The sequence below is a fragment of the Halopseudomonas sp. 4NH20-0008 genome (assembly GCF_057548395.1).
Genome location: NZ_BAAJMD010000007.1, coordinates 190,199 through 216,245 on the forward strand (window position 1 = coordinate 190,199; position 26,047 = coordinate 216,245).

At 57.5% G+C, this 26,047-nt stretch carries 29 protein-coding genes; 6 read left to right on the forward strand and 23 right to left on the reverse strand.

The window, feature by feature from the left end; genetic code table 11:
- Positions 1-96: 96 nt before the first annotated feature.
- Positions 97-1,503, reverse strand: coding sequence for a signal recognition particle protein (gene ffh, locus AC27HQ_RS09300; RefSeq protein ID WP_487155878.1), 1,407 nt, complete (start codon positions 1,501-1,503; stop codon positions 97-99).
- Positions 1,504-1,660: 157 nt separating this feature from the next.
- Here ffh and AC27HQ_RS09305 point away from each other — a divergent pair, with 157 nt between their 5' ends.
- On the forward strand, positions 1,661-2,461 hold the full coding sequence (locus AC27HQ_RS09305; RefSeq protein ID WP_487155879.1) for a cytochrome C assembly family protein: 801 nt from the start codon (positions 1,661-1,663) through the stop codon (positions 2,459-2,461).
- 27 nt (positions 2,462-2,488) lie between these two features.
- Positions 2,489-3,793 carry an HlyC/CorC family transporter gene (locus tag AC27HQ_RS09310; RefSeq protein WP_487155880.1) on the forward strand — a complete coding sequence of 435 codons (1,305 nt, stop codon included), beginning with the start codon at positions 2,489-2,491 and terminating at the stop codon, positions 3,791-3,793.
- On the opposite strand, the gene AC27HQ_RS09315 is transcribed toward AC27HQ_RS09310, so the two are convergent.
- Genes AC27HQ_RS09315 through AC27HQ_RS09335 form a run of 5 tightly spaced genes read right to left on the reverse strand, consistent with a single transcriptional unit; the run spans position 3,751 to position 7,020 of the window.
- On the reverse strand, positions 3,751-4,470 hold the full coding sequence (locus AC27HQ_RS09315) for an SGNH/GDSL hydrolase family protein (protein WP_487155881.1): 720 nt from the start codon (positions 4,468-4,470) through the stop codon (positions 3,751-3,753). The two genes, AC27HQ_RS09310 and AC27HQ_RS09315, sit on opposite strands and share 43 nt — an antisense overlap.
- Before the next feature lie 29 nt (positions 4,471-4,499).
- Positions 4,500-5,681 carry a formate-dependent phosphoribosylglycinamide formyltransferase gene (gene purT, locus AC27HQ_RS09320; protein ID WP_487155882.1) on the reverse strand — a complete coding sequence of 394 codons (1,182 nt, stop codon included), beginning with the start codon at positions 5,679-5,681 and terminating at the stop codon, positions 4,500-4,502.
- Between the two features lie 12 nt (positions 5,682-5,693).
- A complete protein-coding gene (locus AC27HQ_RS09325) occupies positions 5,694-5,891 on the reverse strand; it encodes a DUF1289 domain-containing protein (protein WP_487155883.1) in 198 nt (65 codons plus the stop codon).
- Positions 5,891-6,415 carry a gamma carbonic anhydrase family protein gene (locus AC27HQ_RS09330; RefSeq protein ID WP_487155884.1) on the reverse strand — a complete coding sequence of 175 codons (525 nt, stop codon included), beginning with the start codon at positions 6,413-6,415 and terminating at the stop codon, positions 5,891-5,893. The genes AC27HQ_RS09325 and AC27HQ_RS09330 overlap by 1 nt, the downstream gene beginning before the upstream one ends.
- Complete coding sequence (locus AC27HQ_RS09335; RefSeq protein ID WP_487155885.1) at positions 6,412-7,020, reverse strand: NUDIX hydrolase; 609 nt, start codon at positions 7,018-7,020, stop codon at positions 6,412-6,414. Before AC27HQ_RS09335 ends, AC27HQ_RS09330 begins: the two co-directional genes overlap by 4 nt.
- Before the next feature lie 122 nt (positions 7,021-7,142).
- Between AC27HQ_RS09335 and AC27HQ_RS09340 the strand changes: the two genes are divergently transcribed.
- On the forward strand, positions 7,143-7,700 hold the full coding sequence (locus AC27HQ_RS09340) for an NUDIX hydrolase (protein WP_487155886.1): 558 nt from the start codon (positions 7,143-7,145) through the stop codon (positions 7,698-7,700).
- On the forward strand, positions 7,700-8,182 hold the full coding sequence (locus AC27HQ_RS09345) for a L,D-transpeptidase family protein (protein WP_487155908.1): 483 nt from the start codon (positions 7,700-7,702) through the stop codon (positions 8,180-8,182). The genes AC27HQ_RS09340 and AC27HQ_RS09345 overlap by 1 nt, the downstream gene beginning before the upstream one ends.
- 1 nt (position 8,183) lies before the next feature.
- Here the strand turns inward: AC27HQ_RS09345 and AC27HQ_RS09350 are convergent, their stop codons facing one another.
- The gene (locus AC27HQ_RS09350; protein ID WP_487155887.1) at positions 8,184-8,513 is read right to left on the reverse strand and encodes an NGG1p interacting factor NIF3; all 330 of its coding nucleotides are present in this window, start codon (positions 8,511-8,513) and stop codon (positions 8,184-8,186) included.
- A 379-nt stretch (positions 8,514-8,892) separates the two neighbouring features.
- Between AC27HQ_RS09350 and AC27HQ_RS09355 the strand changes: the two genes are divergently transcribed.
- Entirely contained in the window at positions 8,893-10,557 is a 1,665-nt protein-coding gene (locus AC27HQ_RS09355) for a BCCT family transporter (protein ID WP_487155888.1), read from the forward strand.
- Between the two features lie 54 nt (positions 10,558-10,611).
- Here the strand turns inward: AC27HQ_RS09355 and AC27HQ_RS09360 are convergent, their stop codons facing one another.
- From AC27HQ_RS09360 to AC27HQ_RS09405, 10 genes are all read right to left on the reverse strand, one after another.
- Entirely contained in the window at positions 10,612-11,322 is a 711-nt protein-coding gene (locus AC27HQ_RS09360) for a 3'-5' exonuclease (protein ID WP_487155889.1), read from the reverse strand.
- Positions 11,319-13,205 carry a DUF294 nucleotidyltransferase-like domain-containing protein gene (locus AC27HQ_RS09365; RefSeq protein WP_487155890.1) on the reverse strand — a complete coding sequence of 629 codons (1,887 nt, stop codon included), beginning with the start codon at positions 13,203-13,205 and terminating at the stop codon, positions 11,319-11,321. Before AC27HQ_RS09365 ends, AC27HQ_RS09360 begins: the two co-directional genes overlap by 4 nt.
- A gap of 157 nt (positions 13,206-13,362) precedes the next feature.
- On the reverse strand, positions 13,363-13,785 hold the full coding sequence (locus AC27HQ_RS09370; RefSeq protein WP_487155891.1) for an MAPEG family protein: 423 nt from the start codon (positions 13,783-13,785) through the stop codon (positions 13,363-13,365).
- A gap of 5 nt (positions 13,786-13,790) precedes the next feature.
- Positions 13,791-14,474, reverse strand: coding sequence for a nucleoside/nucleotide kinase family protein (locus AC27HQ_RS09375; protein WP_487155892.1), 684 nt, complete (start codon positions 14,472-14,474; stop codon positions 13,791-13,793).
- Between the two features lie 52 nt (positions 14,475-14,526).
- Positions 14,527-14,940 carry a GFA family protein gene (locus AC27HQ_RS09380; protein WP_487155893.1) on the reverse strand — a complete coding sequence of 138 codons (414 nt, stop codon included), beginning with the start codon at positions 14,938-14,940 and terminating at the stop codon, positions 14,527-14,529.
- A gap of 16 nt (positions 14,941-14,956) precedes the next feature.
- Positions 14,957-16,912, reverse strand: coding sequence for a S41 family peptidase (locus AC27HQ_RS09385; RefSeq protein WP_487155894.1), 1,956 nt, complete (start codon positions 16,910-16,912; stop codon positions 14,957-14,959).
- 103 nt (positions 16,913-17,015) lie between these two features.
- On the reverse strand, positions 17,016-17,798 hold the full coding sequence (locus AC27HQ_RS09390) for a DUF3592 domain-containing protein (protein ID WP_487155895.1): 783 nt from the start codon (positions 17,796-17,798) through the stop codon (positions 17,016-17,018).
- A gap of 102 nt (positions 17,799-17,900) precedes the next feature.
- On the reverse strand, positions 17,901-18,104 hold the full coding sequence (locus AC27HQ_RS09395; RefSeq protein ID WP_487155896.1) for a hypothetical protein: 204 nt from the start codon (positions 18,102-18,104) through the stop codon (positions 17,901-17,903).
- Positions 18,105-18,126: 22 nt separating this feature from the next.
- Positions 18,127-18,522 carry a putative signal transducing protein gene (locus AC27HQ_RS09400; protein ID WP_487155897.1) on the reverse strand — a complete coding sequence of 132 codons (396 nt, stop codon included), beginning with the start codon at positions 18,520-18,522 and terminating at the stop codon, positions 18,127-18,129.
- A 95-nt stretch (positions 18,523-18,617) separates the two neighbouring features.
- Positions 18,618-19,736, reverse strand: coding sequence for an NAD(P)/FAD-dependent oxidoreductase (locus AC27HQ_RS09405; protein WP_487155898.1), 1,119 nt, complete (start codon positions 19,734-19,736; stop codon positions 18,618-18,620).
- A 43-nt stretch (positions 19,737-19,779) separates the two neighbouring features.
- On the opposite strand from AC27HQ_RS09405, the gene AC27HQ_RS09410 reads away from it, so the two are divergent.
- Complete coding sequence (locus AC27HQ_RS09410; RefSeq protein WP_487155899.1) at positions 19,780-20,070, forward strand: hypothetical protein; 291 nt, start codon at positions 19,780-19,782, stop codon at positions 20,068-20,070.
- A 114-nt stretch (positions 20,071-20,184) separates the two neighbouring features.
- On the opposite strand, the gene AC27HQ_RS09415 is transcribed toward AC27HQ_RS09410, so the two are convergent.
- The 6 genes from AC27HQ_RS09415 to AC27HQ_RS09440 form a co-directional block, all read right to left on the reverse strand.
- The gene (locus tag AC27HQ_RS09415) at positions 20,185-20,676 is read right to left on the reverse strand and encodes an AAA family ATPase (protein ID WP_487155900.1); all 492 of its coding nucleotides are present in this window, start codon (positions 20,674-20,676) and stop codon (positions 20,185-20,187) included.
- A 5-nt stretch (positions 20,677-20,681) separates the two neighbouring features.
- The gene (locus AC27HQ_RS09420; protein ID WP_487155901.1) at positions 20,682-21,119 is read right to left on the reverse strand and encodes a hypothetical protein; all 438 of its coding nucleotides are present in this window, start codon (positions 21,117-21,119) and stop codon (positions 20,682-20,684) included.
- Between the two features lie 188 nt (positions 21,120-21,307).
- Entirely contained in the window at positions 21,308-23,338 is a 2,031-nt protein-coding gene (locus tag AC27HQ_RS09425; RefSeq protein ID WP_487155902.1) for a hypothetical protein, read from the reverse strand.
- 58 nt (positions 23,339-23,396) lie between these two features.
- Positions 23,397-24,623 (reverse strand): ATP-grasp domain-containing protein, encoded by a 1,227-nt coding sequence (locus tag AC27HQ_RS09430; RefSeq protein ID WP_487155903.1) that lies wholly within the window; start codon positions 24,621-24,623, stop codon positions 23,397-23,399.
- 353 nt (positions 24,624-24,976) lie between these two features.
- Complete coding sequence (locus AC27HQ_RS09435; protein ID WP_487155904.1) at positions 24,977-25,438, reverse strand: HIT family protein; 462 nt, start codon at positions 25,436-25,438, stop codon at positions 24,977-24,979.
- A 109-nt stretch (positions 25,439-25,547) separates the two neighbouring features.
- Positions 25,548-25,892: a carboxypeptidase-like regulatory domain-containing protein gene (locus AC27HQ_RS09440; protein ID WP_487155905.1), complete on the reverse strand. Its 345-nt coding sequence runs from the start codon at positions 25,890-25,892 to the stop codon at positions 25,548-25,550.
- Between the last annotated feature and the right edge of the window lie 155 nt (positions 25,893-26,047).

The window sequence follows — 26,047 nt, forward strand, 5'->3', positions numbered from 1 at the left end:
ACCCGAAAGGTCGCGTATTCTACGGAATATCGCGGCTATTGAAAACTGTTTTTTGATCAACCCCTGAACAGCATGCCGGCAAAGCCGGCTGCTACCTCAAAACTTCGGCATACCACCGCCTGGGGGCAGCATGCCACCGCCGCCGCCCATGCCACCCATACCGCCCATGCCACGCATCAGTTTGGCCATACCACCCTTGCCACTGACCTTCTTCATCATCTTCTGCATCTGCTTGTGCTGCTTGATGACACGACCGATATCCTGGATCTGGGTGCCCGAACCGGCGGCAATCCGGCGCTTGCGCGAACCACTGATGATATCCGGGTTGCGACGCTCACCCGGGGTCATGGAATTGATGATCGCCTCCATGACCTTGAACTGCTTCTCTGCGGCGGTCTGCGCGGTTTCCATCTGCGCGGCGTTGATCTTGCCACCCATCATCGGCAGCTTTTCCATCATCGAACCCAGACCACCCATGCCACGCATCTGCTGTAACTGGTCACGGAAGTCCTCAAGATCGAAGCCCTTGCCCTTTTTCAGCTTGTTGGCGAGCTTTTCGGCCTTCTGCTTATCGAGCTTTTGCTCGGCCTGTTCGATCAGACTAAGCACATCACCCATGCCGAGGATGCGCGAGGCAATACGGTCAGGGTGGAAGACTTCCAGGGCATCGGTCTTCTCACCCATGCCCAGAAACTTGATCGGCTTACCGGTGATATGGCGCACCGACAAGGCCGCACCGCCGCGCGCATCACCGTCGACCTTGGTCAGGATCACACCGGTTAGCGGTAACGCCTCATTAAAGGCCTGGGCGGTATTGGCCGCATCCTGACCGGTCATGGCATCGACCACAAACAGCGTTTCGGCCGGCTTGGCGGCGGCATGCACGGCGCGAATCTCGTCCATCATCTCGGCATCGATGGCCAGACGACCGGCGGTGTCGATGATCAGCACATCCATGAAGCGGCTGCGCGCCTCGCGCATGGCGGCCTCAACAATGGCCACCGGCTTCTGGCCGGCATCGGACGGGAAGAAGGTGACATCCACTTCAGCGGCCAGGGTTTCCAGCTGCTTGATCGCCGCCGGACGGTAGACGTCGGCACTGACCACCATGACCTTTTTCTTCTGCCGCTCGCGCAGGGTACGCGCCAGCTTGGCCACCGAGGTGGTCTTACCGGCACCCTGCAAACCCGCCATAAGGATCACGGCCGGGGGGGTGACGGCCAGATTCAGACCGACGGTCTCGCCCATCACCGCTTCCAGCTCAGCCTTGATGATCTTTACAAAGACCTGGCCCGGCGACAGGCTGCGTGATACTTCCTGACCGACGGCGCGGTCGCGGACCTGATCAACAAAGGCCTTGACCACCGGCAGAGCGACATCCGCCTCCAGCAGTGCCATACGCACTTCGCGCAGGGTGTCGCGGATATTATCTTCGGTCAGTTTGGCTCGGCCGGTCACACCCGCCAACGAGTGCGAAAGCCGTTCGGTAAGATTGTCAAACATGCGTCATCTCCTGGGCTTCGTTGTGCGCCGCCTGGCGGCCCGAAGCAATCAAGCGCAGGAGTATACATGGCCCTCCGGATGGATGACAGGGAAGCGCTTTAACCGCAGCGCAGCTTGTGCCACACTTTGCCCCATTGTTTCTTACCCGCAGGGACGTATGACAGCCCTTACTCCAAGTCTGCTCGCAGCGCTTCTTTATCTATGTGGCAGCGCCTACCAATTGCACTGTCTGGGCAAACGCCTGACCGTCAATGAAAGTCTGCTCCGCAGCATCGGCCTGGTCGCCCTGACCGCCCATGCCGGCAGTCTGTATCTGCAGTTGTTCTCTGCGCAGGGGTTGATGCTGGGCTTCTTCAATACCGCCTCGCTGATTGCCTGGCTGGTAATCGCCATTACCCTGTTGTTCAGCCTGCGTGCGCCCATCACCACACTGCTGCTCGGGCTTTACCCGCTGGCACTGATCACCGGCCTGCTGGCCTGGCTGTTTCCGGGCCAGGGCAGCGTGGTGGTACCCGACGAGGGGGCACTGATGCTGCACGTGCTGCTGTCGATCCTGGCCTACGGCATCCTCACCATCGCGGTATTCCAGGCCAGCCTGCTGGCCATCCAGAATTATCAACTCAAACACAAGCACCCGACCCGTTTCATCCGTAACTTCCCGCCACTGCAGACCATGGAACGCCTGCTGTTCCAGTTCCTGCTCTGCGGAGAGGTACTGCTGACCCTCGCCCTGATCTCCGGCTTTGTGTTTCTCGACAACATGCTGGCTCAGGGTGTGGCGCACAAGACCCTGCTGTCCTGCCTGGCCTGGATCGTCTTCGGCATTCTGCTCTGGGGCCGGCATTTTCGCGGTTGGCGCGGCAGCAATGCGATCCGCTGGACCCTGGCTGGCTTTCTGCTGCTGGCATTGGCCTATTTCGGCAGCAAGCTGGTGCGCGAGTTCCTGCTGCCACTCTGATGCTCCCATCTCTTCCGAGGTAGTCCCTTGAACAACGCCCATACCAGTTTCCTGCTGATCTGCCTGGCGGTGCTTATCGTGCTGTCGGCTTTTTTCTCCAGCTCGGAAACCAGCATGATGAGCCTGAACCGCTACCGGCTCAAACACCTGACCAAGGAGGGGCACAAGGCCGCCAAGCGTGCTTCGCGCCTGCTGGAGCGCCCTGACCGGCTGCTTGGCACCATTCTGGTCGGCAACAATATCGTCAACATTCTTGCCGCCTCGATCGCCACCGTGGTCGCCGTGCAGATCTGGGGCGAAGCCGGAATTGCCGTGGCCACCATCGGCCTGACCATCGTTATCCTGATTTTTGGTGAAATAACGCCCAAGACCCTGGCGGCCCTGCGCCCGGAGCTGATCGCCTTCCCGGCCAGCTTTGTGCTGCGCCTGCTGCAGATTGTGTTGTATCCAGTGGTGTGGATTTGCGGCGCCATCAGCAACGTACTGCTGCGCTTGATCGGCGTGAATCCGGCCAGCGTCGGCAGCGATCAACTGAGTACCGAAGAATTACGCACCGTGGTCCGCGAAACCGGCCTGGGTATTACCCGCAGCCGCCAGAACATGTTGCTGGGCATCCTTGATCTGGAAAAGATGACGGTCAACGACATCATGGTGCCGCGCAACGACGCAGTAGGTATCGACCTCGACAATGACATGTCAGAGATCATCAACCAACTGCGCACCTGCCACCATACCCGCCTGCCGGTCTATACCAGCGACATCAATCAGGTTACCGGGATTGTGCACATGCGCTCGATAGCGCGGGTACTGAGCCGTGGCGAGCTGACCAAGGAAACCTTGATTGCCGCCTGCAAGGAACCCTATTTCGTTCCTGAAAGCACACCCTTGCACACCCAGCTGTTCAATTTCCAGAAGCAGAAACGCCGGATTGCCATTGTCGTCGATGAATATGGCGACGTCATTGGCCTGGTCACCCTGGAAGACATACTCGAGGAGATTGTCGGCGAATTCACCACCGACATGCTGCTGCCCAGCCAGGATATTCATCCGCAACCCAACGGCAGCTTTGTAATTGAGGGTTCCAGCGCGATTCGGGCGATCAACCGACAGCTACAGTGGAAACTGCCGGCTGACGGCCCAAAGACCCTGAATGGCTTGATTACCGAACAGCTGGAAAGCATCCCTGAGACCAGCGTGTGCCTGAGCATTGGTCACTACCGCATGGAAATCCTGCAGACCAAGGACAATATGGTGAAAAGCGTGCGCATCTGGGATCGCGCACTGGATATTCAGGGCGAACTGCCGTTCGGCACCGTCGACGACGAGCTGTAGCCCAACTGGTGAACAATACCCGCCGCCCAGTGCGCATAACCCAGCGCTGAAGGATGGTAGCCATCCCGGGCCAGAAACGCCGGTTCAAAGGCCATATTCAAGGGCAGATAGCCTGCTCCCGAATGACTGGCCAGTTCGCGCAGATCCGTATCCAGCAGGCCGGCACGCAGTCCGAACCAGGCTCGCAAAGGCTGCGGCAAGGCTTGAAAATACCCCAATGGCGGCACACCAGTGATCAGGCACTGCCCGGCTCGACCGGCAAACGCCTCAACCAGTTGTGTCATGCTTCGACGCCAACGCCGTCTTGAGCTCAAATGTGTGGTGTCGTTGACGCCTAACACCAGCAGCACCAGATCCCAGTGCTGACCCTGCAGCTGTGGCAACAATTCAGTCAGGCAATCGCTGGCCGTAGCGCCGTTACGACCACAGGCCTGCCACTGCACCGGGCGCTTCAAGGCCTGCGCCAACTGGCTAGCCAATTGGCCACTGAGGGCCTCGGACTGGGTCTCGACACCCACCCCGGCAACCGTCGACTCACCCACCAGCAACAAGCGCAAAGGGTGTTCGTTGCCCAAGGAACCAGCCGGAAGACAAAGCCCCGTCCAGGGCTGCGCGGCCTCGGGCAGACGCAGCGCCGTGCGCTTGACCCACAGGGCCTGGGGCAACAGCAGTGGCAAGGCCGGTGCGGCCAGATACCACCAGCGGCTCAGAGCGTGATCTCCACCGCCGCCACCACACGCATGGCCTTGGCCCGCGCAGACTCAATATCCTCATCACGCGCCAGCGCCACACCCATGCGCCGCTGACCCGCCACCTCCGGCTTGCCGAACAGACGCAACTGGGTATCGACTTCAACCAGCGAGGCGTGCAGATTGCCAAAGCTCACGGTCGTGGATTGGCCTTCGACCAGGATCACCGCCGACGCTGACGGCCCCAACTGGCGAATAGCTGGAATCGGCAAACCGAGAATGGCCCGCGCATGCAGGGCAAATTCCGACAGGTCCTGAGAGATCAGCGTGACCATGCCGGTATCGTGCGGGCGTGGCGAAACTTCGCTGAACCACACCTTATCCCCTTTGATAAAGAGTTCGACGCCGAACAAACCTCGTCCACCCAACGCATCGGTGACCGCCTTGGCAATACGTTGGGATTCTGTCAGAGCCACTTCGCTCATGGCCTGGGGCTGCCAGGACTCCTGATAATCCCCGCCGGCCTGACGGTGACCAATCGGCGCACAGAACTCCGTGCCATCAACATGCCGCACAGTCAGCAGGGTGATTTCGTAATCAAAGTCAACAAAGCCCTCGACTATCACCCGGCCCTGCCCGGCCCGGCCGCCCGACTGCGCATACGCCCAGGCCGCGTGGATATCCTCTTCGCTGCGCAGCAAGGACTGTCCCTTACCGGAGGAGCTCATGACCGGCTTGACCACACAGGGCAGACCAATCTCAGCCACAGCGGCAAGATAGTCTTCCAGGCTGTCGGCAAAACGGTAGGGTGAAGTGGGCAAACCCAACTCTTCTGCCGCCAAACGGCGAATCCCCTCACGGTCCATGGTCAACCAGGCAGCCCGCGCTGTGGGAATAACCTTGTAACCCTCGGCCTCCATATCCATCAGAGTCTGGGTAGCAATGGCCTCAATCTCGGGGACAATATAGTCCGGCTGCTCGGATTCAATAACCTCACGCAGCTGGACCTTGTCGAGCATGTCCACCACATGATGCCGGTGAGCAACCTGCATGGCCGGCGCCTGCGGGTAACGGTCCACGGCAATGGTTTCGCAACCCAGCCGCTGCAACTCGATAACCAGCTCCTTGCCCAGCTCTCCGGCCCCCAACAACAGTACCCGGGTAGCGTTTTCCGAACCGGGCGTTCCAATTCTGGCCATGACGAGTTTCCTTCAGTCGGTTGTAGGGGAAAACCACAAGCCCTGCTCGCGCGCCCGCTGCTCACAGCGGCGCAGGACCTCAGCACGCTGCACCTCGGTCATGCGACTCCACAGGGTAATTTCCGCTCCGGTGCGCTGGCAGCCGGTGCAGATATCCTGCTCGTCCAACGCACAGACACCGATGCAGGGCGAGCGCAGTGGTGCAGGCATCAGTCTTCCTGCACCTTGAGATCGCGGCGATAGCGCGCTGCATTGTGCACATAATGCGCCGCACTGGCCTCGAGCATTTTCTTTTGCTGCTCGGTCAGTTCACGGATCACCTTGCAGGGCGAACCAACCACCAGCGAGCCGTCCGGAATCTCCTTGCCCTCTGGCACCAGCGCATTGGCGCCAATGATGCAGTGCTTGCCGATCTTCGCGCCATTGAGCACCACGGCATTGATACCGATCAGGCTGTAATCGCCCACCGTGCAGCCATGCAGCATGGCGTTATGGCCAACGGTCACGCCCTTGCCCAGGGTCAGCGGATAACCCATATCAGTGTGCATCACCGCACCGTCCTGGACATTGCTGTGCACGCCGATATGAATCAGCTCCATGTCACCGCGCAGCACTGCACCGAACCAGATGTTGGCACCAGCATCCAGACGCACCTTGCCGATCACCGCTGCCGAGTCGGCAATCCAGGCATCATCGGCCATCTCTACTCGGTCTTGTCCCAGGCTGTACTTCATTTCAGCTCCTGCTTGCGCTCTTCATCGTAGGGGGTATGCAGTTCAATACCGGCATCAAAGGCCAGATTGACAAACTCGACCAGCATCAAGGCGGTCAGCCCCCAGATCTTGTGGCCGTCAAAACGGTAACTGGGCACATACCAGCTGCGCCCCTGATAGTCGATACGGTGGGTCATCTCGCGCCGGTCTTCAAGGAAAAAACTGACCGGAACCCGGAATACGGTTTCAATTTCACCGCTGTTGGGCGCCAGATCGAAGACATCCGGCACCAGACCAACAAAGGGCGTGACCTTGATGCCGTAGCGCGAGACCAGCGAACTCATGGGGCCGATCACCTCCACCAGCTCCGGCAACAGGCCAATTTCTTCGTGGGTTTCACGCAGGGCGGTGTAGCGCAGATCAACATCACCGGGGTCACGTCGGCCACCGGGAAAGGCCACTTCGCCCGAGTGGGTAGACAGTCGCCGCGAGCGCACTGTGAGGATAATTTCCGGACGCTCATGTACGCAGGTTACCGGGATCAGCACCCCGGCCTCCGGCAGGCCCGGCGCATCAACAGGCCGCGGCCTGAACTCACCCACCCGCATGCGCATTTGATCCAGCATGCAGAGTACCTCTGAGGCTTTTCCCAATGATGTCATGATCACTTACGCAGAACCAGTTGCCCGGCCGACAAATGCCCCGCAAGATAGTCAAAAATAGTTATCCGAATGAGACGTCATAAGCCATGAAGTTCTGCAGCCAGTGTGGACAACCGGTGATCCAGCGCATCCCCGAGGGCGACAGCCGCAGCCGGTTTGTCTGCAATCACTGTGACACCGTGCATTACCAGAACCCGCGCATTGTTGCCGGCTGCCTGGTCGTGCACGAACATCAGGTACTGCTGTGCCGCCGCGCCATCGAGCCGCGCCGCGGTTTCTGGACACTACCCGCCGGCTACATGGAAAACGGTGAAACCACCGAGGAAGCCGCCCTGCGTGAAACCTGGGAAGAAGCCCAGGCCAGGGTCAGCGGCCAGCACCTGTACATGCTCTACAACCTGCCGCATATCAACCAGGTATACATGTTCTTTCATGGCCAACTGGTTGATGGACAGTTTGCTGCAGGCGAGGAAAGTCTGGAGGTACGGCTGTTCGACGAGGCCGAGATTCCCTGGGATGAGCTGGCCTTTCCGACAGTGGGCGAGACGCTCAAGCACTTTTTCGAGGACCGGCAACAGAACCACTTCCCGATCCACGTGAAGGATATCCGTTACAACCCGGCCCGACGGCGTCAACCCGAGTGATGCGCGCAAGCCTGTGCCTGCTGCTATGCCTGCTGGCCGGTCCACTGTTGGCTGACCCGCCCATAGACCAGTTGCTGATCCACAAGCATGAACGCCGGCTTGAGATCATCAGCAACGGACAGGTTATCCGCACTTACCGCGTGGCCCTCGGCCGGCAACCCCTTGGCCATAAGCAGGAACGCGGCGATCAGCGCACACCCGAGGGCATCTATAGCATTGACTGGCGCCAGCGCAGCGAGCAGTTCAACCTCAGCCTGCATCTGGATTACCCGAATCTCAAGGACCGCATCAGCGCCTATGAGCGCGGCGTGGATCCAGGTGGCATGATCATGATCCATGGCACGCCGATTGATGAAGATTACCCGGAGTGGTTCTTCAAGGGTCTGGACTGGACCAACGGCTGCATCGCCCTTAGCAATGCCGAGATGCGTGAACTCTGGGACCTGGTGCCGGACGGCACCCTGGTGGAAATTCGGCCCTGACTCAGCCCGGCGGCAAATCCGCCAGGGCAAACACCGGCCAGCAGTCGTAAGCGGGTTCTTCATAGGGGTGGGCGTCAATCAGAGCCTTGACCGCCGCCCGTATGACCCGATTACTGCAGACCGTCTCGACCCGCACCTCGTCAACCCGGGTCAGCTCACCGAGCTGGCCAATAAAGGCCTGGCTACCCGGCAAGGGACGGAACTGGCCCTGCCCTGCGACCTGCCAGCAACAGTGTTCATAATCACCAATACGTCCGGCGCCCGTTGCAAACACCGCCTGTTTGACAGGCTCAAGGTGGCTCGCGGGGACATAAAAACACAGTTTGTACATGCCTATATTCCTCAGCAGCCGCCAGCGGCAGCCCCGATGACGGCCACGTGGCGAATCAGATGTCGTAGCTCAGCCGTCTGCCAACTTACCTGCAGCCGTTTTCAAACAAGGTATCGTTGAATCTCGCACCCATATTGACTGCAATGCAGTAAGCCGAAAACAAATCATCGTCTATATCCATGTGAAATTCATGACAGTCAAAGACATAAAGAGCGCTGCTTTTTTGCCAAAGCACAGGTTGCTAGACCATACTGTAAGCCTACTGGCCAGCAGCCAGTGCCACTAGAAGTGTTGCAGGATCGTTTCAGATTCAACAAGCAACCATTCCTCTAACCTGCCAGACATAACGGCAGACCCTCTGCTAGGGAGCATACGACCCATGGGCAACGACCCCACCAAAGCGGTTACCGCCGATCCGCATCAGGATGCTGGCCCACCGATACCGGCCCCGTCCGGAGAAACCAATCTGATCGACACGGATTACGTCATCGGCCAGGACAACATCAAAGGGCAGTTTTCCATTTCACTGGATATCCACGGCAAGGTGTTCAGCATTTCTGCCATCACCATTTTGTTGTTCGTGGTATTAACACTGGCCCTGCAGAATGAAGTGGAGCCGCTCTTTTCAGCCGTGCGTGGCTGGCTGACAGCCAATCTGGCCTGGTTTTTTATCAGTGCAGCGAATATTTTCGTACTGCTTTGCCTGGCGCTGATCGTCTCCCCGTTGGGCAAGGTACGCCTGGGCGGAATGGAGGCGGTGCCAGATCATTCCTACCTTGGCTGGTTCTCCATGTTGTTTGCAGCAGGTATGGGTATCGGCCTGATGTTCTATGGCGTCGCCGAGCCCATGGGCCACTTTTCAGCTGCCATGGGTGGTACCAGTATCGGTGAAGCGGGCATGCGAACCGACTGGTCACCGCTGGCCGGTGCCGAGGGCGATGCGACAGCCGCCGCGCGTTTGGGCATGGCGGCGACGATTTTCCACTGGGGTCTGCATCCCTGGGCTATCTACGCCATTGTGGCGCTGGCATTGGCACTGTTCACCTTCAACAAGGGCCTGCCGCTGAGTATCCGGTCAATCTTTTATCCGCTGCTGGGTGAGCGCGTATGGGGTTGGCCAGGGCATGTAATAGATATTCTCGCTGTCTTTGCCACCCTGTTTGGTCTGGCGACGTCTCTCGGTCTGGGCGCTCAACAGGCTGCCGGCGGGATCAGTTATCTATTTGGCATCGGCGGCGGCGACACGAGCATGGTCTTGCTGATCATCGGCATTACGATGATTGCCCTGCTGTCCGTACTCGCCGGCCTGGAAAAGGGCGTGAAAGTTCTCTCGCAAATCAACATGGCTCTGGCCATCCTGCTGTTGCTGTTTGTGATTCTGGTTGGACCCACGCTAGCTATCCTGACCGGCTTTTTCAGCAATCTAGGCGCTTACCTTGAGTACCTGCCAGCGTTGTCCAACCCCATTGGCCGTGAAGATGCCAACTTCAGCCAAGGCTGGACAGCCTTTTACTGGGCCTGGTGGATCAGTTGGTCGCCCTTCGTTGGCATGTTTATCGCCCGAGTCAGTCGCGGTCGTACCGTGCGCGAGTTTCTGATTGCCGTACTGCTGGTACCCTCACTGGTATCCGTGTTGTGGATGACCACCTTTGGTGGTACCGCGATCAGCCAATTGCTCGGTGGCTTTGCCGGGGTCCAGGAAGCCGCGCTGGAAATTCAGCTCTTTGCCATGCTCGCTGAACTGCCCTTGGCGGAAATCACCTCCTTTATCGGTATCATTCTGGTGATCGTGTTCTTTGTTACGTCGTCGGATTCCGGCTCGCTGGTCATTGACACCATTACCGCAGGCGGCAAGGTCAATGCGCCCGTACCACAACGCGTGTTCTGGGTGTTGATCGAAGGTGTGATTGCCATTGCCCTGTTGCTCGGCGGTGGCCTGGTCGCCTTGCAAGCCATGGCCGTATCGACCGGTCTACCCTTTACCGTTGTATTGCTGGTGGGCTGCGTTGCGATTATCAAAGGGCTGTTGAGCGAGCCGCGCTGAGGTTGTTGGCTCGTACAAACGGGGCAGCATGGTCGCATGCTGCCCCGTTTGCGTTCAACGCCAGTACTGGCTCACCGGACGAGAGGCGTCAATGTGTCCAGTGCATTGCGCCTGCAAGAGTTCAGCGGTGGCAATGGCATCGGTCAGCGCATGATGAGGCTGGTAGGCCGGCAGATGATAGCGCGCACGGCAATCGGCCAGACGCAACGAAACCGGACGGTTGCCGCGCCACCCATCGAACCACCGCCGAGATTGGCGAGGATGTAGTTGTGCCTCCAGCTGCATGGTATCGATTAGCGGAAAGTACAGTGCCTGACCAAGCAACTGCTTGACCGCATGACTCAGGAATTCGCGCTCAATCGGATGATAATGCACCAAAACCACCTTACCCTTTAGCTGCTCCAGTAGCGCAGGCAAGACCTCGACCAAGGGCGGGGAATGTCGTACTTCGCTATGTGTAATCCGGTGCAAAGGAATGCTATCGATACTCAGATGCCGTGGGCGCACAACCTGATACCAGTGTTGTGCACATTGCACGCGCTGGCTGTCACAGCTGACCAAACCAATACTGACGATGGCATCCTGTGCCGGATTCAGGCCAGTAGTTTCAATGTCCAGCGACACCAGCGGCACCTCTGCCAACGGCGTCTCGGGCAAGACGCCAAAGGACCGGTAATACTCGGCCAAAGCATGCTGTCCACGCCTCTCGGCATAATCCGCATTCTCGCTCATCAAGCGTGGCCAATCCGTCTCAGTACGACTCACAAACTGCGCTCCGCTCCGCCGCCAGGGTATCGAAAGCGGAGAAATTTCTGTGCATTACTGAGTACCTGAAAGGCTTCCTTGAGACTATGTCGCTCTGCTGCCATCAGCGCTTCTGGTTCAATGTAGTTATTGGGCTCCTCGCCCTGCTCCAACTGCCAGGCCTGGTGACGAATACGCACGCTGGAAAGACACTCCAATGCCGCACGCAAGCCGGCAATGGCCTCACTGGTCAGGAGTTTGGTCTTGGCAATATCATCCAGCCGATCACTGCTGTTTTGCGCCAATGAGCCACAGGCCAGCGCATGGACCCGGATCAAGTCAGTGAGAGGGGCTGTACCGCGACCTTTAAGATTAATGATGTTGTTCTGCTTGCCGTCTTTTTCCATCACGAAAGTTCTGAAAAACCCCAGTGGCGGCGTGCGGTTAAGCGCGTTGCGCGCCAGACTGGCCAGGAAAGCCGGACTCTTGCTCGCCTGCTCGGCAACCTGTTGTTGCAGCTGAATAACCAGTTCCGGCTCACCGTGAACCGGGTCAAGATCAAAGAAAATGCTGCTATTGAGCAAGGTTTGAGGATTGGGTTTGGCGATCCAGTCCCGGAAGTAACCTTGCCAGACCCTGAGCGGTTGTCGCCATTCAGGGTTGGTCGCCATGATCCCGCCTTTGCAGTAGCTGTACCCGCACGCGGCCAGACCATCGCTGACGCGGGCAGCCAATTGCATGAAGTAGTCATCATGAATCGCAGGGTCAAAACGGTTATCCAGAACCAGTGCATTGTCCTGATCGGTGACGATCAATTGCTCGTCCCGCGCCATGGAGCCCAATGCCATAAAGCAATAGGGTATGGGTGGCGGTCCCAGTTCAAGCTCTGCCAGTTCAATCAGGCGCTGTGTCAGATTGCGACCAATACTCGACATCGCTCGCCCAATCATATTAGCCGTGGACGCTTCCTTGGCCATGCGTGCAAAGGTCGCCTGAACATCGGGCAGCAGATCTTGCAGGGCATTGGCCGAGGTACAGTTGAAAATGCTGTTGACCAAATACAGGCTGCTTTGGGTTTCAAAGCGAATGATATCGGCCAGATTGATAACGCCCATTGCCCGCTCGCGACGGACAATCGGCAAGTGGTGGATATTGAAGCGCAACATGGTCAGCATGGCATCAAACACCGAGTCCGTATCCTGCAGAGTGACCGGGTTGGCCGTCATCACCTCTCCGATAGGCACGTCGTAACCCAAGCCCCGGGCAATCACCCGATTACGAAAATCACGGTCGGTCATAATGCCGACCATGCTCGGCTCATTTGAACCGTCCGCTGTCTCCGCCATAATCAACAATGAGGACACACTGGCCTCACTCATGGCGCGGGCGGCATCCTGCACCGTGCAGCTCGCAGACACACTGACCGCGCGTCGGTTGAGCAGCTTGCTGACACGCACCTGCATGCGCTCTGCGGCCTCATCCTGAGCAGCCACCGCTTTTTGCAAGCGGCTCTGGCCTTCGGCCTCGACAAAGTCAGCGAAATGCACAAACTGCTCGCACAACTGATGAAACAGCTGCTCCGGGATCAGATAAATCAGGGCATCTTCCAATGCCTTGGCAGGAAAGCGCACACGGTTACTGCGTAGCAGGCCAAACTGACCAAAGATGTCGCCTTCACTCAGCCGGTTATACAGCTCGCCATTGCGCCGGTAGACCTCAACCGCGCCGCTGCGGATATAGTGCAGATGAAAGATCGGTTGATCGAAGACCACAATCTCGCTGCCGGCCTGGAAATAGCGGATCTCAATCTGACCCGCAATCCGTTCCAGCTCTTCTTCGGGCAGTTGCTCGAAAGGGGGGAAGCGACTTAAGTGATCTCGAATCTCGATAAGCTCAATCTGCATGACAATCCTGTTGGTAACGTGATTGGAATACTCTTGAATTCAAGAGAAGCGATAACAACCTCATTCGGCAAATGGATATAAAGCGCTAACCCACATGGTACTGACACCCAGGCCCCGGGGGAAATCCAACCCCTCATGGCTCATGGCGCGGTGACTGTCAGAGCACCTTGAACAGGGCAATAAAAACCAGCACCAACATCAACAGGACCAACACCACACCACACATGAACAGCCGCCGCCGGGTTGGAACATGGTTCGACCCGGTGTGAATCAAGGCGTGTACTACCCGGCTCAGCACAAACAGGCCGGCCAGCAAAAGCGCAATGAGGTCTACCGCATTCAGGGCCCACAACAGCATGGCAAGCACGTAGAAGAGTACGGGCGCCTCGAATTGATTACGGATGCAGTTATTCACCAGGATCACATCCACCGGCCAGGCATCATCAAAAATGCCGCGCCTGGACTCGTCTACCCGCCCTTCCCTTGCTGCTTTGCGCTTTCTGGCACTGAGCAGAAAATACAGCGTCAACGTCAGCAATATCTGCAAAGCCACAGGGAAGAAAATCAGAGAATTATTCATTGTTATCAGCCTGAAGTCCGGTTGCACAACGTGATGGGCCGTATGCGCGGTTCAGCGCGATGCAGGATGAACGGAGATACAACATCATTATTGTCGACCAGTATAGTCGCACGACTGAAAGGCGCAGAGGTTCGCAAATAGTGCTTTTGCCCCTGCGTGTAACGCCTATTATCGGGCGAAAAACGATCAGCGGGGCCACCATCGCGCTGGATCAACCTCGCTATTGAGCGTTCAAAACGCACATCCAGAAATACCGTTAAATCCCAGTATTCACGCAACTCGGGGCGCTGGGCAAAAATGCCATCGAACAGCAGAATAGCTCCGGTGCTTGCCTGACAAGGCGCAACCGTAACCGCCGCGTCAGTCTGATGATCAAACACCGCGGTGATGCAGCGTCCCGAGCCGCCAGGAGAAAGCGGTTCAAGTACCAACGCGATCAACGCAGCATAATCGTAGGAGTCGAAGTAAAACCCCTCAGGCGACAAGCGTCCGCGTTGATACCTGATGGCGCGCGGATGGTGAAAATCATCCACCGACACGCGAATAACCTGACGGCCTGCTGCAACCAGCGCCATGCCCACACTGTCAGCAAAGTGGGTTTTGCCAGCCCCATCCACACCATCAATCGCGACCCGGGTAACAAAGGCGCTACGAATAGCGCTGATGGCCCGTGCGATCTCGGTAATCACAGGCCCGCCTGCATCCGCACTCACCGGCCCCGGAGCAAAACCAGCGGCAGGCTCAGGACTGTTCTGGCGGCACATAGGCAGCTGGGAATCTGGGCAGGTCATCCGTCAGTTCAAACCAGTTCGCCTTTGACGCTGCATAAAAATGAGCAATCACGCTGGTTGCAAGCTCACCATCAATACTGCCGGCCCGGACCCTCAGTACCTCTGGCAAATCAACCCGCTTGCTGAACAGCGGCGAGCCGCAGCCGGTGCAGAACACCCGCTGTTTACCCGGTGACGATTCGTATGCGCCCAGCTGATCAGCCCCTGACAACAGCCGGTAGGCAGACACCGAGACGGGGATATTGGCGGCAAAGGCCGAGCCTTGTGCCTTGCGACACTGCCCGCAGTGGCAAATCTGAATGGGCTCCAGTTCAGCGTCAATCTGAAAGCGCACGGCACCGCACAAGCAACTACCTGTATACATATAGGATACTCACGGCTCAGAGCCTGACTGTACTGTCAGGCCAATCAATATGCCTGACCATCAGGCCTGCCCCAGCACCACCTTGCTGCTTGGCTTGCGCGATCCGCGCATACTCCGCTGCCACAGCCGCGGCGTATTCAAGCCACACGTCTTTTGCTGCTTGAGTTGCTGCTCCCGTCTCTGCAAAGCGACTTTGCCAGCGGGGCGTACCCAACTGACGCTGATGCCACGCCTTCAACGAGACCAAGGTCTCCTCAAGGACGGGGTTGGGTACAGGTGTTGTCCGCGCTAAATCATGCGCGGGCAAGGGGTTCACCCCGTCCTCAAAACGAACCACACCCGCCTGTTCAGGCAAGGTCAGATCAGGTGTTACGCCGCTCAGTTGAATGCCCTGGCCGGTTATTCTGTATGCCCGCGCGCTGGGAAACTGGAGCGTTCCCGCACCACTCACACCCCGCTCATTGAAGTCCAGGGGGATTTGTACCCCCCCAGCCCCATTGGTCCGCTGGCCAAGCAAAACCGCCCTGCCCTGGTCACGCAGTGACGCCGTGAACATTTCCGCAGCACCACCGGTGAACGCATCCTGAAGCAACACCAGGGGCCCGTTATAACGATACTTGCGCGCCTGCGACTCTGGCGTCGAAATGGAGCCATCATACGTCGCAATCTGGCCTACCTTCTGCCCCTCAGGTAAAAACAGAGAGGCCAAGCCCTCGGCACCCAGGACGTTACCGCCAGCGCCACGTACATCCAGCACAACGGCTGTCACACCACGGTCTTCAAACTCCATCAAAGCCTGTTCGACCTCGGACACGGCATCATTCTGCCGCCGCGCCTGCACCACCGGAGCACTCGCGTAGACAGCGGGGACAACAATCACGCCAACTGAACGTAACTGGCCCGTCACAACCTGCCGGTCAATGTGTCCGGTAACACGCTGACCCTCCATCCGTATTGCGCTGCGTACCAGGTGCTCAACACGGGTTGCTGCCTCGCCATGCTGATTACTGGCAATAGCCAGATAAATATCGGTTCCAGCAGGGCCACGCATAAAGCTGACGATTTCGTAAAGCGACCAACCCAGCACCGGCACCAGCTCATCAGCCGCATGACCCAGCGCGACAATACGTTCGCCCTCGCGCAAGCCAGCCTCTTCAGCCGGTCCGCCGGACGTTGTAGCGGATACCTCAACCTCATCCCCCTGCCTGTGCAGCACAAGGCCCACCCCCACAAGGCTGAAGCTTTGCAGCGCCTCATGGTCGCTGATGATGGGTTGGTAATGCGTCGTCCCATCGTAACCCTGCGCTAGCGTGTTAATCGCGCGGGCTTCCGCCTGCTTGAGGGTTAACACCTGGCTGTACTCGATCTGCTTGCTGTACGAGGCTATCCAGGCCGCCTTCAACTGGGTTTCACTGTAAAAAAAAGGCCGTGTACGCGCCATATTCCAGGCCAGCCTGGCACGCCAGCGTGACTCAAGCTCGCGGCGATCAACTGCCCAACCGGACGCCACTGCAGGCGTCTGCGCGGGAGCTGTCAACCGCGTATTGCTGGTCAAAAGGCCAAGCTGAAAATCCTTTTTCTCATTTATCCGCAGCTCCACGTTGTAATGGAGGGAATAGGCACCTGCGGTATCACCATTGCGAAACCGAGACGGCCACTGACTGACATTGGATCTCAGCGCATCAACCTCTGACTGCAAAAACAATTGTCTGGAAGGATCAAGAAGATGCAAAGCAGACTCCGCTATACGCCTACTCAGCTCCGCATCAGATGCCGGTGGTGACACGTGATACCTGTCCAATGCCCCGGCAACCAATGCCGCAACCTGCTGCGCACTTGCTGGACCCTGTTCAGTGCTTATGCCCGGTTGGTTTTTGGAAGCCGGCATAGAGGACTGTGGTGAAGCACAGCCCGCCACCAGCAGAGAAACCAGCAGCCAGACCAGGAATGCGCGAAATTGAAATAACGCCATGATCACTGTCACCTGAGTAATTGACCTCACAAAAAACGGGATACCAGCAAGATCATCAGGCGTGTATCCCGCACAATGCCCACGCCCGGCAGCCCACCAAATATCACGCCAGTTTTGGCAGAAAAGAGGTATCCATGTGGTATTTCTTTGGATTGTTACGATCGATATAAACCGTGATCTTGTCTGTTGCTATATGGCTTGAAGGGTCGAACCAGATGTTATTGCTTTTGAAAATGTGCAGCTCTGAGGTCATCGGGTTTATCCAATGGGCCAACACCTGGAAAGGACAGTTCCCATTCATCTGAATCCCTGTATTCAACTGAACACCCTGGTAATCGGCCTGAATCCGGGTGCCGTTGACTTTAAGGTTGTTGGCCTGGCGCACGCTGAAGGCACCAGACAACATTAAACCGCCGCCCAGAATAAAGAACAGGCCGCCCAATCCACCCGTAATGCTGGCACCACCCCACAGTGTGAAGAAGCCCTTGATCCTGGCGCTATAGGGGTTTGCCGGGGAGTACAACACCTCAACCTGCTCCCCTGTGGCGTAACTGGGTGGGTTGCTGCCCGCGGTTGAGGTGAACTCAATGACCTCGCCATCCTGAGTGGCAAATCGAACCACCGGGCGGTAAGTAACAGAGTCAGTTGAACGCGATGGCGTAAGCGCCGTTACCACACCCTCGGTGGTCGCCGCTTCAGCAAGAAAGGATTGGGTATTCTGGTAAAGAAAGAAAGCGCCCAGCAGAAGTGCAACACCCAGCAGGGTGAAGCCATATTTGATGATGGTTAAAATTTTCACTCTAATGTCCCTATTTCGAGTTTTGATACCTGGTGATCGGGCGGGCAATAGCCAGGAAAAGACATCGTCACCTTCTCCTGCCAGCACATCCCTGTTTATCGGCTCGATCCGTTACTGCTGGTCAGGCGCAATGATGACAGCACAAACCCTGAGCGGCAAACGACAAGCGCGCTAGCCTGATCAAACCCCTCAGGGCAACGGCCTCATACGAGACAGCCATGAAGGGGTGCACGCATAGGCAGAATAAACCAAGTTCCCGCCCAGCAAGATCAGCCCCAGTCCGACAAGGACGACCCAGTGCCATGCTGCGTCACTGCAGAGCAGCACATAGGCACCCACGCCCAGCAGAAACACACCGAAAACCGCCGAGAAAGCACGCTCAATCTTGTTCATGCGCAGCCCCCAATGCAGCTTGTCAGACTCTGGAAACAGCCCCGCAGGCGTTGCATTTGATACCTTCTCTCACCGGAAAAAGAGGAAAGTTCAAGCCCAGAAAAACCAGAAAGGCCCAACGCCGCCCTATTTGATGAAACGCGGTATCCTGGCTGCCACAACGCGGGCAGGTTTCTGCAAACTCACCTGCCTCATCGGCCAGATCCTGCTCCCGGTCCTCGTTCAGAATGTTGGCGGCGGCCTCAGCAAAGGCTTCAGGCACCTGCAGGCGCACGCCACCCAGGGCATCCGAATACAACCACTGCATGTTGATGGTGTGCTCATCGGCTACAAAAGCCGGTATGCCCTCGGAGTCCAACAGCGCTCGGGCTATATGGGCTTCATAGGGCAAGCTGTAACGTGCAACGGTAACAAGCATGGAAACCTTAATGGCGTGGGAGCGGCGAACGGCAGCCAGACGTCAGCGTCAGAACGCCGGTTTTAATGTTTGGTCCAGGCAGAGCGCCCAACAGCTCACACATCCTCGCCGTCCTTACCCAGGGCAGCACCCCAGCCCTCCCGCGTCATCAAGCCGCGGTGATGGAAGAACACCAGCTGAGCAAAACGCCGGAACAAGCTATTGCCAAAGGTAAACTCGATCAGTGAATTAGGTACGCCGTAATTGGCTACTCTGCGCAACTGACGTTTGAAGCGGTAATGCGGTGACGCCGCGAGCAGGGCCTGCTCCGGACTTTGCGTAGCCCCGCCCAGGTGAGCCGCCACCGCGCGCCCAGCCAAACCACCCAGTTCGAGCGCCTTGTGTATGCCACCGGCCGTCAGCGGTGACACCATGCCAGCGGCATCACCCACAATCAGCGCACGGCTTTTGGCGATAGGTTTGACCACACCGCCAACCGGTATCAGACCACCGCGCCGCTCAAGCGGTTGCATGGTTGAGAAGTCACAGAGTGGCCGCAATTTTTCGATCAGCTTTTCAACTGACAGATGAGCAGGATGGCGACATGCCAGGCCAACCTGGGTAATACCCACCCCCGGAACTACCCAGGCGATATAGCCCGGTGCCAGATCAGAATCAACAAACACATGCAGAAAACGCTCGTCCAGATGGGCATGGCCAGCAAACTCCATTTCCATGCCGATCAAAAACTCAGTGTTAGTGCCCAGACCGAAATGACTGGCTACCGATGAGCGTGCACCGTCGGCCCCAACCAGAGCGCGCGCCAGCAGGTCCTGCTCCGGCAGATACAGGCCATCAGCCCGTTCTTCTGCCCCCTGAAAGCGCGACCTGGTGTGCAGGGTCACGTTGTCTTTTTTCAGCAGATCGTCGGCCATCCAGCGCAGCAAACCCGGCGTATCAGCGGCGAGAAAAGCATACCCATCCGAGAACAGATCAAAACTTCGCAGCGAGGGCGAATACAGACGCACACCGCGTACCGGCCGCACCAGGGAGGCCGGAATCTCAGGCAACTGTTCTACCGCTTCCTGTACGAGAATGCCGGTGGTATGCGGGCGATGTCCGACCTCCGGCTTGGCTTCAAGAACGGTGACAGACAGACCGTTTGAAGCAGCAGCCGACGCACAGGCAAGGCCGGCATAGGAGGCACCCACCACGCATAAATCAGTTTTTTGCACGTATTAAATCCCTTCGCCTCTGGCTGGCCTGGATGGAGGAGTGATGATTGATGTTTACCCGGCTTGCCTACACATCAGGCTCAAAGTACGGACGCCCCTCAGGATCAAGCAAGCAGCCATAAAAGGCCACAGTGAAGCGACTGAGTTCCGCTGTGTCATCCTGATTGTTCAAAAAATCACGCCAATTGCTGCTCTCCATGCAGGCTTTGGTCTGTGTTTTGACTGCAGCAATGCAGGCCTCTTGATCGTCACAGAGCTTGACCAGCTGGTACTCCAGGGTTTTTCTGAAGACAAACTCTTCTGCGTTCTCAGCGCTGCACGCCGTCAGCAATAACAGACAAAACACTATAGCTATTGTGCGCATAACCGTCCTTGTCATGGATACGTCCTGTTGATCGATAAAGTCAAAATACCTTCGTTATAACCCCGCACCCGTGGGGCGATGCGTTCACCGGCTCAGAGTCTTATATTCGTTGGGCTGGTTGAACTCGCGTTTTTGCCCTTCAAAGGCATCATACAACGTCCGATGCCTAGCCAGCCCGTACTCATCAAGGCGTGTTTCATAGGTGCTGACCCAATCGATCAGGTTGTTCAAGTTGGCATCCTGTTCTGCCTTGGAACTGAATTTATCAGGCTCCCAGGGCCGGGCACGACAGTGTGCAATACAGGCATCCACCCCGGGATTCAAAAACAGCAATTGATCACAGGCCGGCAACACAGGCTCGATGATATCGGCATAGCAGCCTTCGATTACCCAGTGCGTATTGTGACTGATAAAGGCCCTTACATCCGCAATACTGTCCGCCAGCGGGCGCCGCTGGACGCCAGCCTGAAAGGCCACCTCATCGAGTGACAGACGAGCCGCAGGCTGATTGGCCAGGAGCTGCCGTGCCAAGGTGCTTTTGCCGGACCCGGCGTTGCCCAGAATAATGACTTTCATGCAGTTTAACCCTCAGCTGCTGGATCATTGACAGGCCGCCATTGGCCATTGACCGCATCCCGGGTAAAGCGCGTCTGACTACGGGGAAAGCACGCGCCAGACAGCTCAGCAAAGTCGCCACTGGCTCTGGAATGGATGACATGATCGAGCACCGCCGTCTGCGTGGCAAACACCAGCACAGTATGGCCATCCGAATGCAGCACATCGGTATGCTCACCCACATGCCAGTCAAAGCCCAGCGCCTCGGCAGATCGTTCGTTGTACGGACCAAAAAAGCACAGCTGCAACCACTCGCTACCTGCCAGCTGGGTAAAGTCTACGGCGCTGTATTCCGACGCTTGAAGCTGCTGATCAATTGCCGTGCTCAGGTCGCTGGCCACGTAAGCCGGATCAGAGCAGGCAACCAGTAAACAGGCCGAAAACAAGAAGGGGATTTTAGGCATGGCTGAGCGTCCGCTGTGCGAAAGAAGTGAAAGCTGGTCAGGGCTCCCCAGCGTTTATCCTGCCGCGGCGACCCTTGTCAATATTGAAGCGCCGTATCCACATATCAGCTTCCCGGGTGTCCTACTCAAAGAAAATTAAATCTGAGCGGCACTCCATTGCCCCGCATACATGTGGCTTTCAGGCCCTTTCAGGCTGTACCGGGTAGATCACTGCTACTCTGCAGCGTGCCAGTCGGCAGGCGCTCGGCGCCCCAGCTGCGCTGGATGTAGCCGATCACCTCGTCCAGCTCGCCGCGCGACACGGCGGCCTTTGTCCCGTGCTCAAGCGGATCAAAGTGGAAGATATACAGGCGCGAGAGAAACTGCTCGAAGGGCAGCGAGGCTTCGCCGAAGCGCTCGCCGTTGCCTGCGGTGCTGACCATCACACCATCTCCCCAGTTCTGCCCGCTGTCATTGTTCGGGTTGTAGAAATACACCCGCATGCAGTCCTTGGGGTCCAGGTTGACACGCAGAATGGTGATGGCATGCCAACCGATAAAGCGCGCCGCGCTGTCGGTCACGGCAATACCGGCCGGTTGCGGGTGAATCAACGGCTGGTTGCCATTGTGAAAGGGGTGATAGGCAGCGTAGAAATGCTGCAGAAAGTCTTCCAGATCAACCAGCTTGCCGGTCGGCACATCGACATTCAGGCGGAAGCCGCGGCCCGACCACCAGCCATGGAACTCCGGGTTGACCCAGCGGTGCGGGTCGCCTTCGCGACCAATACAGCGGCGGCCCATCTCGGCATAGATACGGTCCAGGTGCGGGACCACGATCAACGACACCGGATCAAGGTCCATGGGCATACTGGTTGCCACACCGGAGAGACTTTCCTGCGAAGAAATGGCCTGCCCCTCGAAGTGCATGATGATTTCATCGTCACGGGCCGCCCAGGTGACCATCTGCAACAGGTAGTCGGGATCGTTGTAGGCCCACATCGACAGCGCCCGCGCCGACTGACAGGTGGGGTTGTTGCCCTGCCCCACCCCCAGCGGCAAGCCGAGCATGCACAGCACCCCTTCAAGCAGAAACGCCTCGGGCGTGGCCTGACTGCCAAAGGCCATGGCCAGCCGCTCGCGCGTACTCTGGCACAGCGGCAAACCGAGCTGGCGCCACATGGCCGGAGCCACCGGCAACTGGTACAGAATGCCGCGTTCAAGCATCAGAGACAGACCATAGACCGCCTGAGGCGTCGCCGGAAAGACACTGGCGTCGATCAGGTTGAGCACCAGCTCGCGGTAACACAACAGACAGTCCCGGCCGGTCGACGACAAGCCCAGGGCTTCGGACAGCAGGTGCTCGCCGGCCGTCAGCAGATGACGCACCAACACCGTGTGGTAAGCCGATACCAGACCCGTATCATGCATGGCGCGGGCAAAACCGGTGGCCTCGCTGAGCAGCGCGGTATTGTCCATGTAGTCCAGGCGTTCCTGATACAGCGCGATTCCCGGGTCTTCCCGGCAGGCCTGGGTCGGCCCGAACAGACTGCTGATCAGCCGGTCGGCACCCTGACCACTGTTGCCCAGATCAATATCCGGATTAGCCCGACAGATCGCAATCTGGGTGATCATTCGCCGCACCGCGCTGACCTGGATCGGACGTTGCTGCTGGATGCGCCAGATCTCATCGATCAACTGGTCAATGATGAGTTCATAGCCAATGACATCGGCCAGGTGTGCCAACAGATGACGCGGCAGCATCACCCACTTGCCCTGATTTTCCCGCTCGGCTTCGTTCGGCGGGGAAAACAGCAGTGCCAGATTGCTGGCCAGTACCTGGGTAAGAAAATGATGCGCCTGCTCGGCGCTGATCAGCGCATGCTCATAGTCACCCTTGGCCACCGCCAACAGCCTGAGCTGGCTCAGGGCTTCGATGACCAGGGTATTGGCATCGGCGCTGCGCAAGGTAGTGGCGGTCAGCGCCGGCAACAAGGTCTGCGGGCTGGCCCAGTCCGATCCGACAAACACCCCGGCCTGGTCCATGGCCGCCGCACGTTCGACCACCGCCGCGCAACCGTCCCGGGTCAGCAGCAGGCGCCGCGCGCTGTCAAAAACCCGATCCAGCTTGCCGAACTTGGCAAAGTCAGGGGCACGGTCCAGCGCCTCAAGCGCATCATCAAACCGGCCCAGCAGCAGTGCCCTCCGATCCTCGGCCTGATTGTCGATGTCATCGCTGGTCACACACACTCCCCTGCCCGTACCTGTTGCGACCCATGATAGGGACCCGTATTGCGATGTGCTAGACGTAAAAGTCCAGCTCTTCCTGACGCTTGAGCAGATCGTGCATCACAGTGGCGTCATCGCCAACGAAGTACAACAGCCCCCAGTGCGTACCGAATGCGGTGCGCTTGGTGACCATTTCTTCCATCGGCGTGGTCAGCTCATGGGACTCGAAGTAGGGGTGATCCTCGGTTTCGGCGGGCATCTCCAGCTTGCTCACCACCCGGCGCCGGGGATACACACCAAAGCAGCCGGCATAGCCACTGGCATCCTGAATCTCCTTCGGGAAGTAGGCCTTGACCTCGTCCTCGGTGGATTTGGGATCAAACACCAGCATGCTCGCATGGTAGGCATTGAAGCCCTTGTAGACGCGCTCCAGCAGCTCGAAAACCTTGAAGCCCGGCGGTCGGTAAGCCACCTCGCCAAAGTACATTTCACCATCACTGGTGACAAAGTATTCGGGGTGAATCATGCCGAACTCGATATCAAAGGTCTTGATCAGCTTCTCGATCTGCTTGACGATCTGCGGCCGATAGGCCTCCAGCTCGGGTGAGGCCGGCACATGCACCGAGTAGCCCAGACGGACATACTCGGAGATATTCAGAAAGCAGATCTTGCCCTTGTGAACCCAGGCCTCCACCGCAAACTCCCAGCCATCCAGATGCGATTCCATCAATGAGGGAAATTCGTCATCGGGTATCGCGTCCACATCATCCGGGGTACGAATCACCCTGTGCCCTAGGCAGCCCGCCTTGTCGAACGCCTTGAAGTGGATCGGGTCATTGGGGTCGCCCGCCAGCTTCAGCAAGGTCTGGTTGACGCGTTTGAGAAAGCGCATCACATCCTCACGGTCGTGCGCCTCCTCAAAAATTCCTACCCGAATTCCACCCAGCTGTGCCCGCCGCTTCATCAACGACTTGTCACGCATCAACATGGCCTGGCCAAAGAGTCGGGGGTTATCAAGCAGTACAGAATTGATCGCACCAGCCCACTCGACCGTTTCTTCAAACAAGGGAATCGCCACATCCACCCCCATGTCCTTCAGGGTCTGGGCAATTTCCACCGAGCGATCATTGAGTCGTTCAAAATTCCAGGGGACAAAAGGAATATCGTGCGTCTTGCAGTACTCCTCCGCCCATTCAGGCGCCACCACCACATAGCGACGGTCAAAGGTAGCCGCTGCCTCGACAGCATTGGGTGCCCAGCCGAGCAGAGCAATAAACCCTTTATTGGGATCCTTCTTCATACATATCCTCCTTATGGGTGGACTGTCTGATGCGTCGCGACATAGCGATTTATCGTTTAGAAGTGTAACAACCATACACGACTAGAGACGCTACGGCTAACGCAGGAACCCTTGTTAAATCAATATATATACAAGAAGAGAGGGATTATTCGCGCATTAACATAGTTAGTACTAAAAGCATAATCCATAAGATAGGTGACCAAGTGCGGGGGCATAAGTGGGGTGGCGGCAGAGGGAATAGTGTGATCAAGGCAGGGCGGGCAATACTCGATACCGCGCATAACGAGCAGTGCTCAGGGTCAGCGGCAGACGCACCTGACCCGGATTTTCTTCACATCAACAGAGCGCCTGATTTACTGCTCGGGTGCCTGATTGATCAAGGCCGCAGCGTCGCCGATAAACGCCCTTATTTTCTCTGCAACACGCTTAAGCTCAGCGGGGTCAGCCAACTCGACAGCGTGACCTTTTATGCCACTCGCGTTGAAGATCGAGCCTGGAAGTATATGAAAGTGAAAGTGCGGAACCGTTTGACCCGCCTCCTTGCCGTTATGCTGAAACACAGTCGAACCCTTGACCCCCATTGCCAACTCCACAGCCTTGGCGACCAATTTGACCGTACGCATACAGGCCAGCGATGCCGAGTCCGAGAGCTCAAACAGGCTTAGCGCTGGCTCCTTTGGGATAACCAGGGTATGCCCCTCCACTTGCGGCATGATGTCCATAAAGGCCAGGGTACGATCATCCTCATGGACTTTTATACAAGGCGCTTCGCCGCGAAGAATTTTTGCGAAGATATTCGTGTTGTCGTATTGCATATTATGCACCTCCTGAAGATGACCCGGCGTACCAACACCCAAGCCCACGGCCCAACTTGTAACCACGGAGCAGTGGGACAATAGCCGCTAACTATGCCTTACCAGGCACTCACTCTGACTCCAACTGAATATCCCTTACCAGCGTGCTATGGCTGCCTGTCTCAAACTCTACCCTTTTGTATCCTGGTGCAGAAATGGTCACAGTACTGGCCAGCCTGGTTGCTGATATAGGGGGGAAGGTCAAAACCCGCAGCTTGTTCAACATGTAATAGCCATTGTTATCGGTGGTTTGCGTTGTGGATTTATCTACAAACCGATTATGCCTAAGAACCACAGTGGCAACGACGGGCTGTCCGCTTTCATTTACCACGCGCCCCTCAACAGCAGGGCTGATGCTCACAATTGCGCAGCCATGAAGAAATAGAATGGCGCCCAAGATAAAGATTTTTTTCATGTGATGAACAATTGACATGATCGAAGACTGCCCGGCTCAGACGGTTTAGCGTCAGCTCACTGTAGGATTAGGTATCAGTTCTCCAAGCCACGCAGGATGCCTGGTATTCCGAAAAAAAAGAGCCCGGGATTACTCAGCAATGACTTGGGTACATG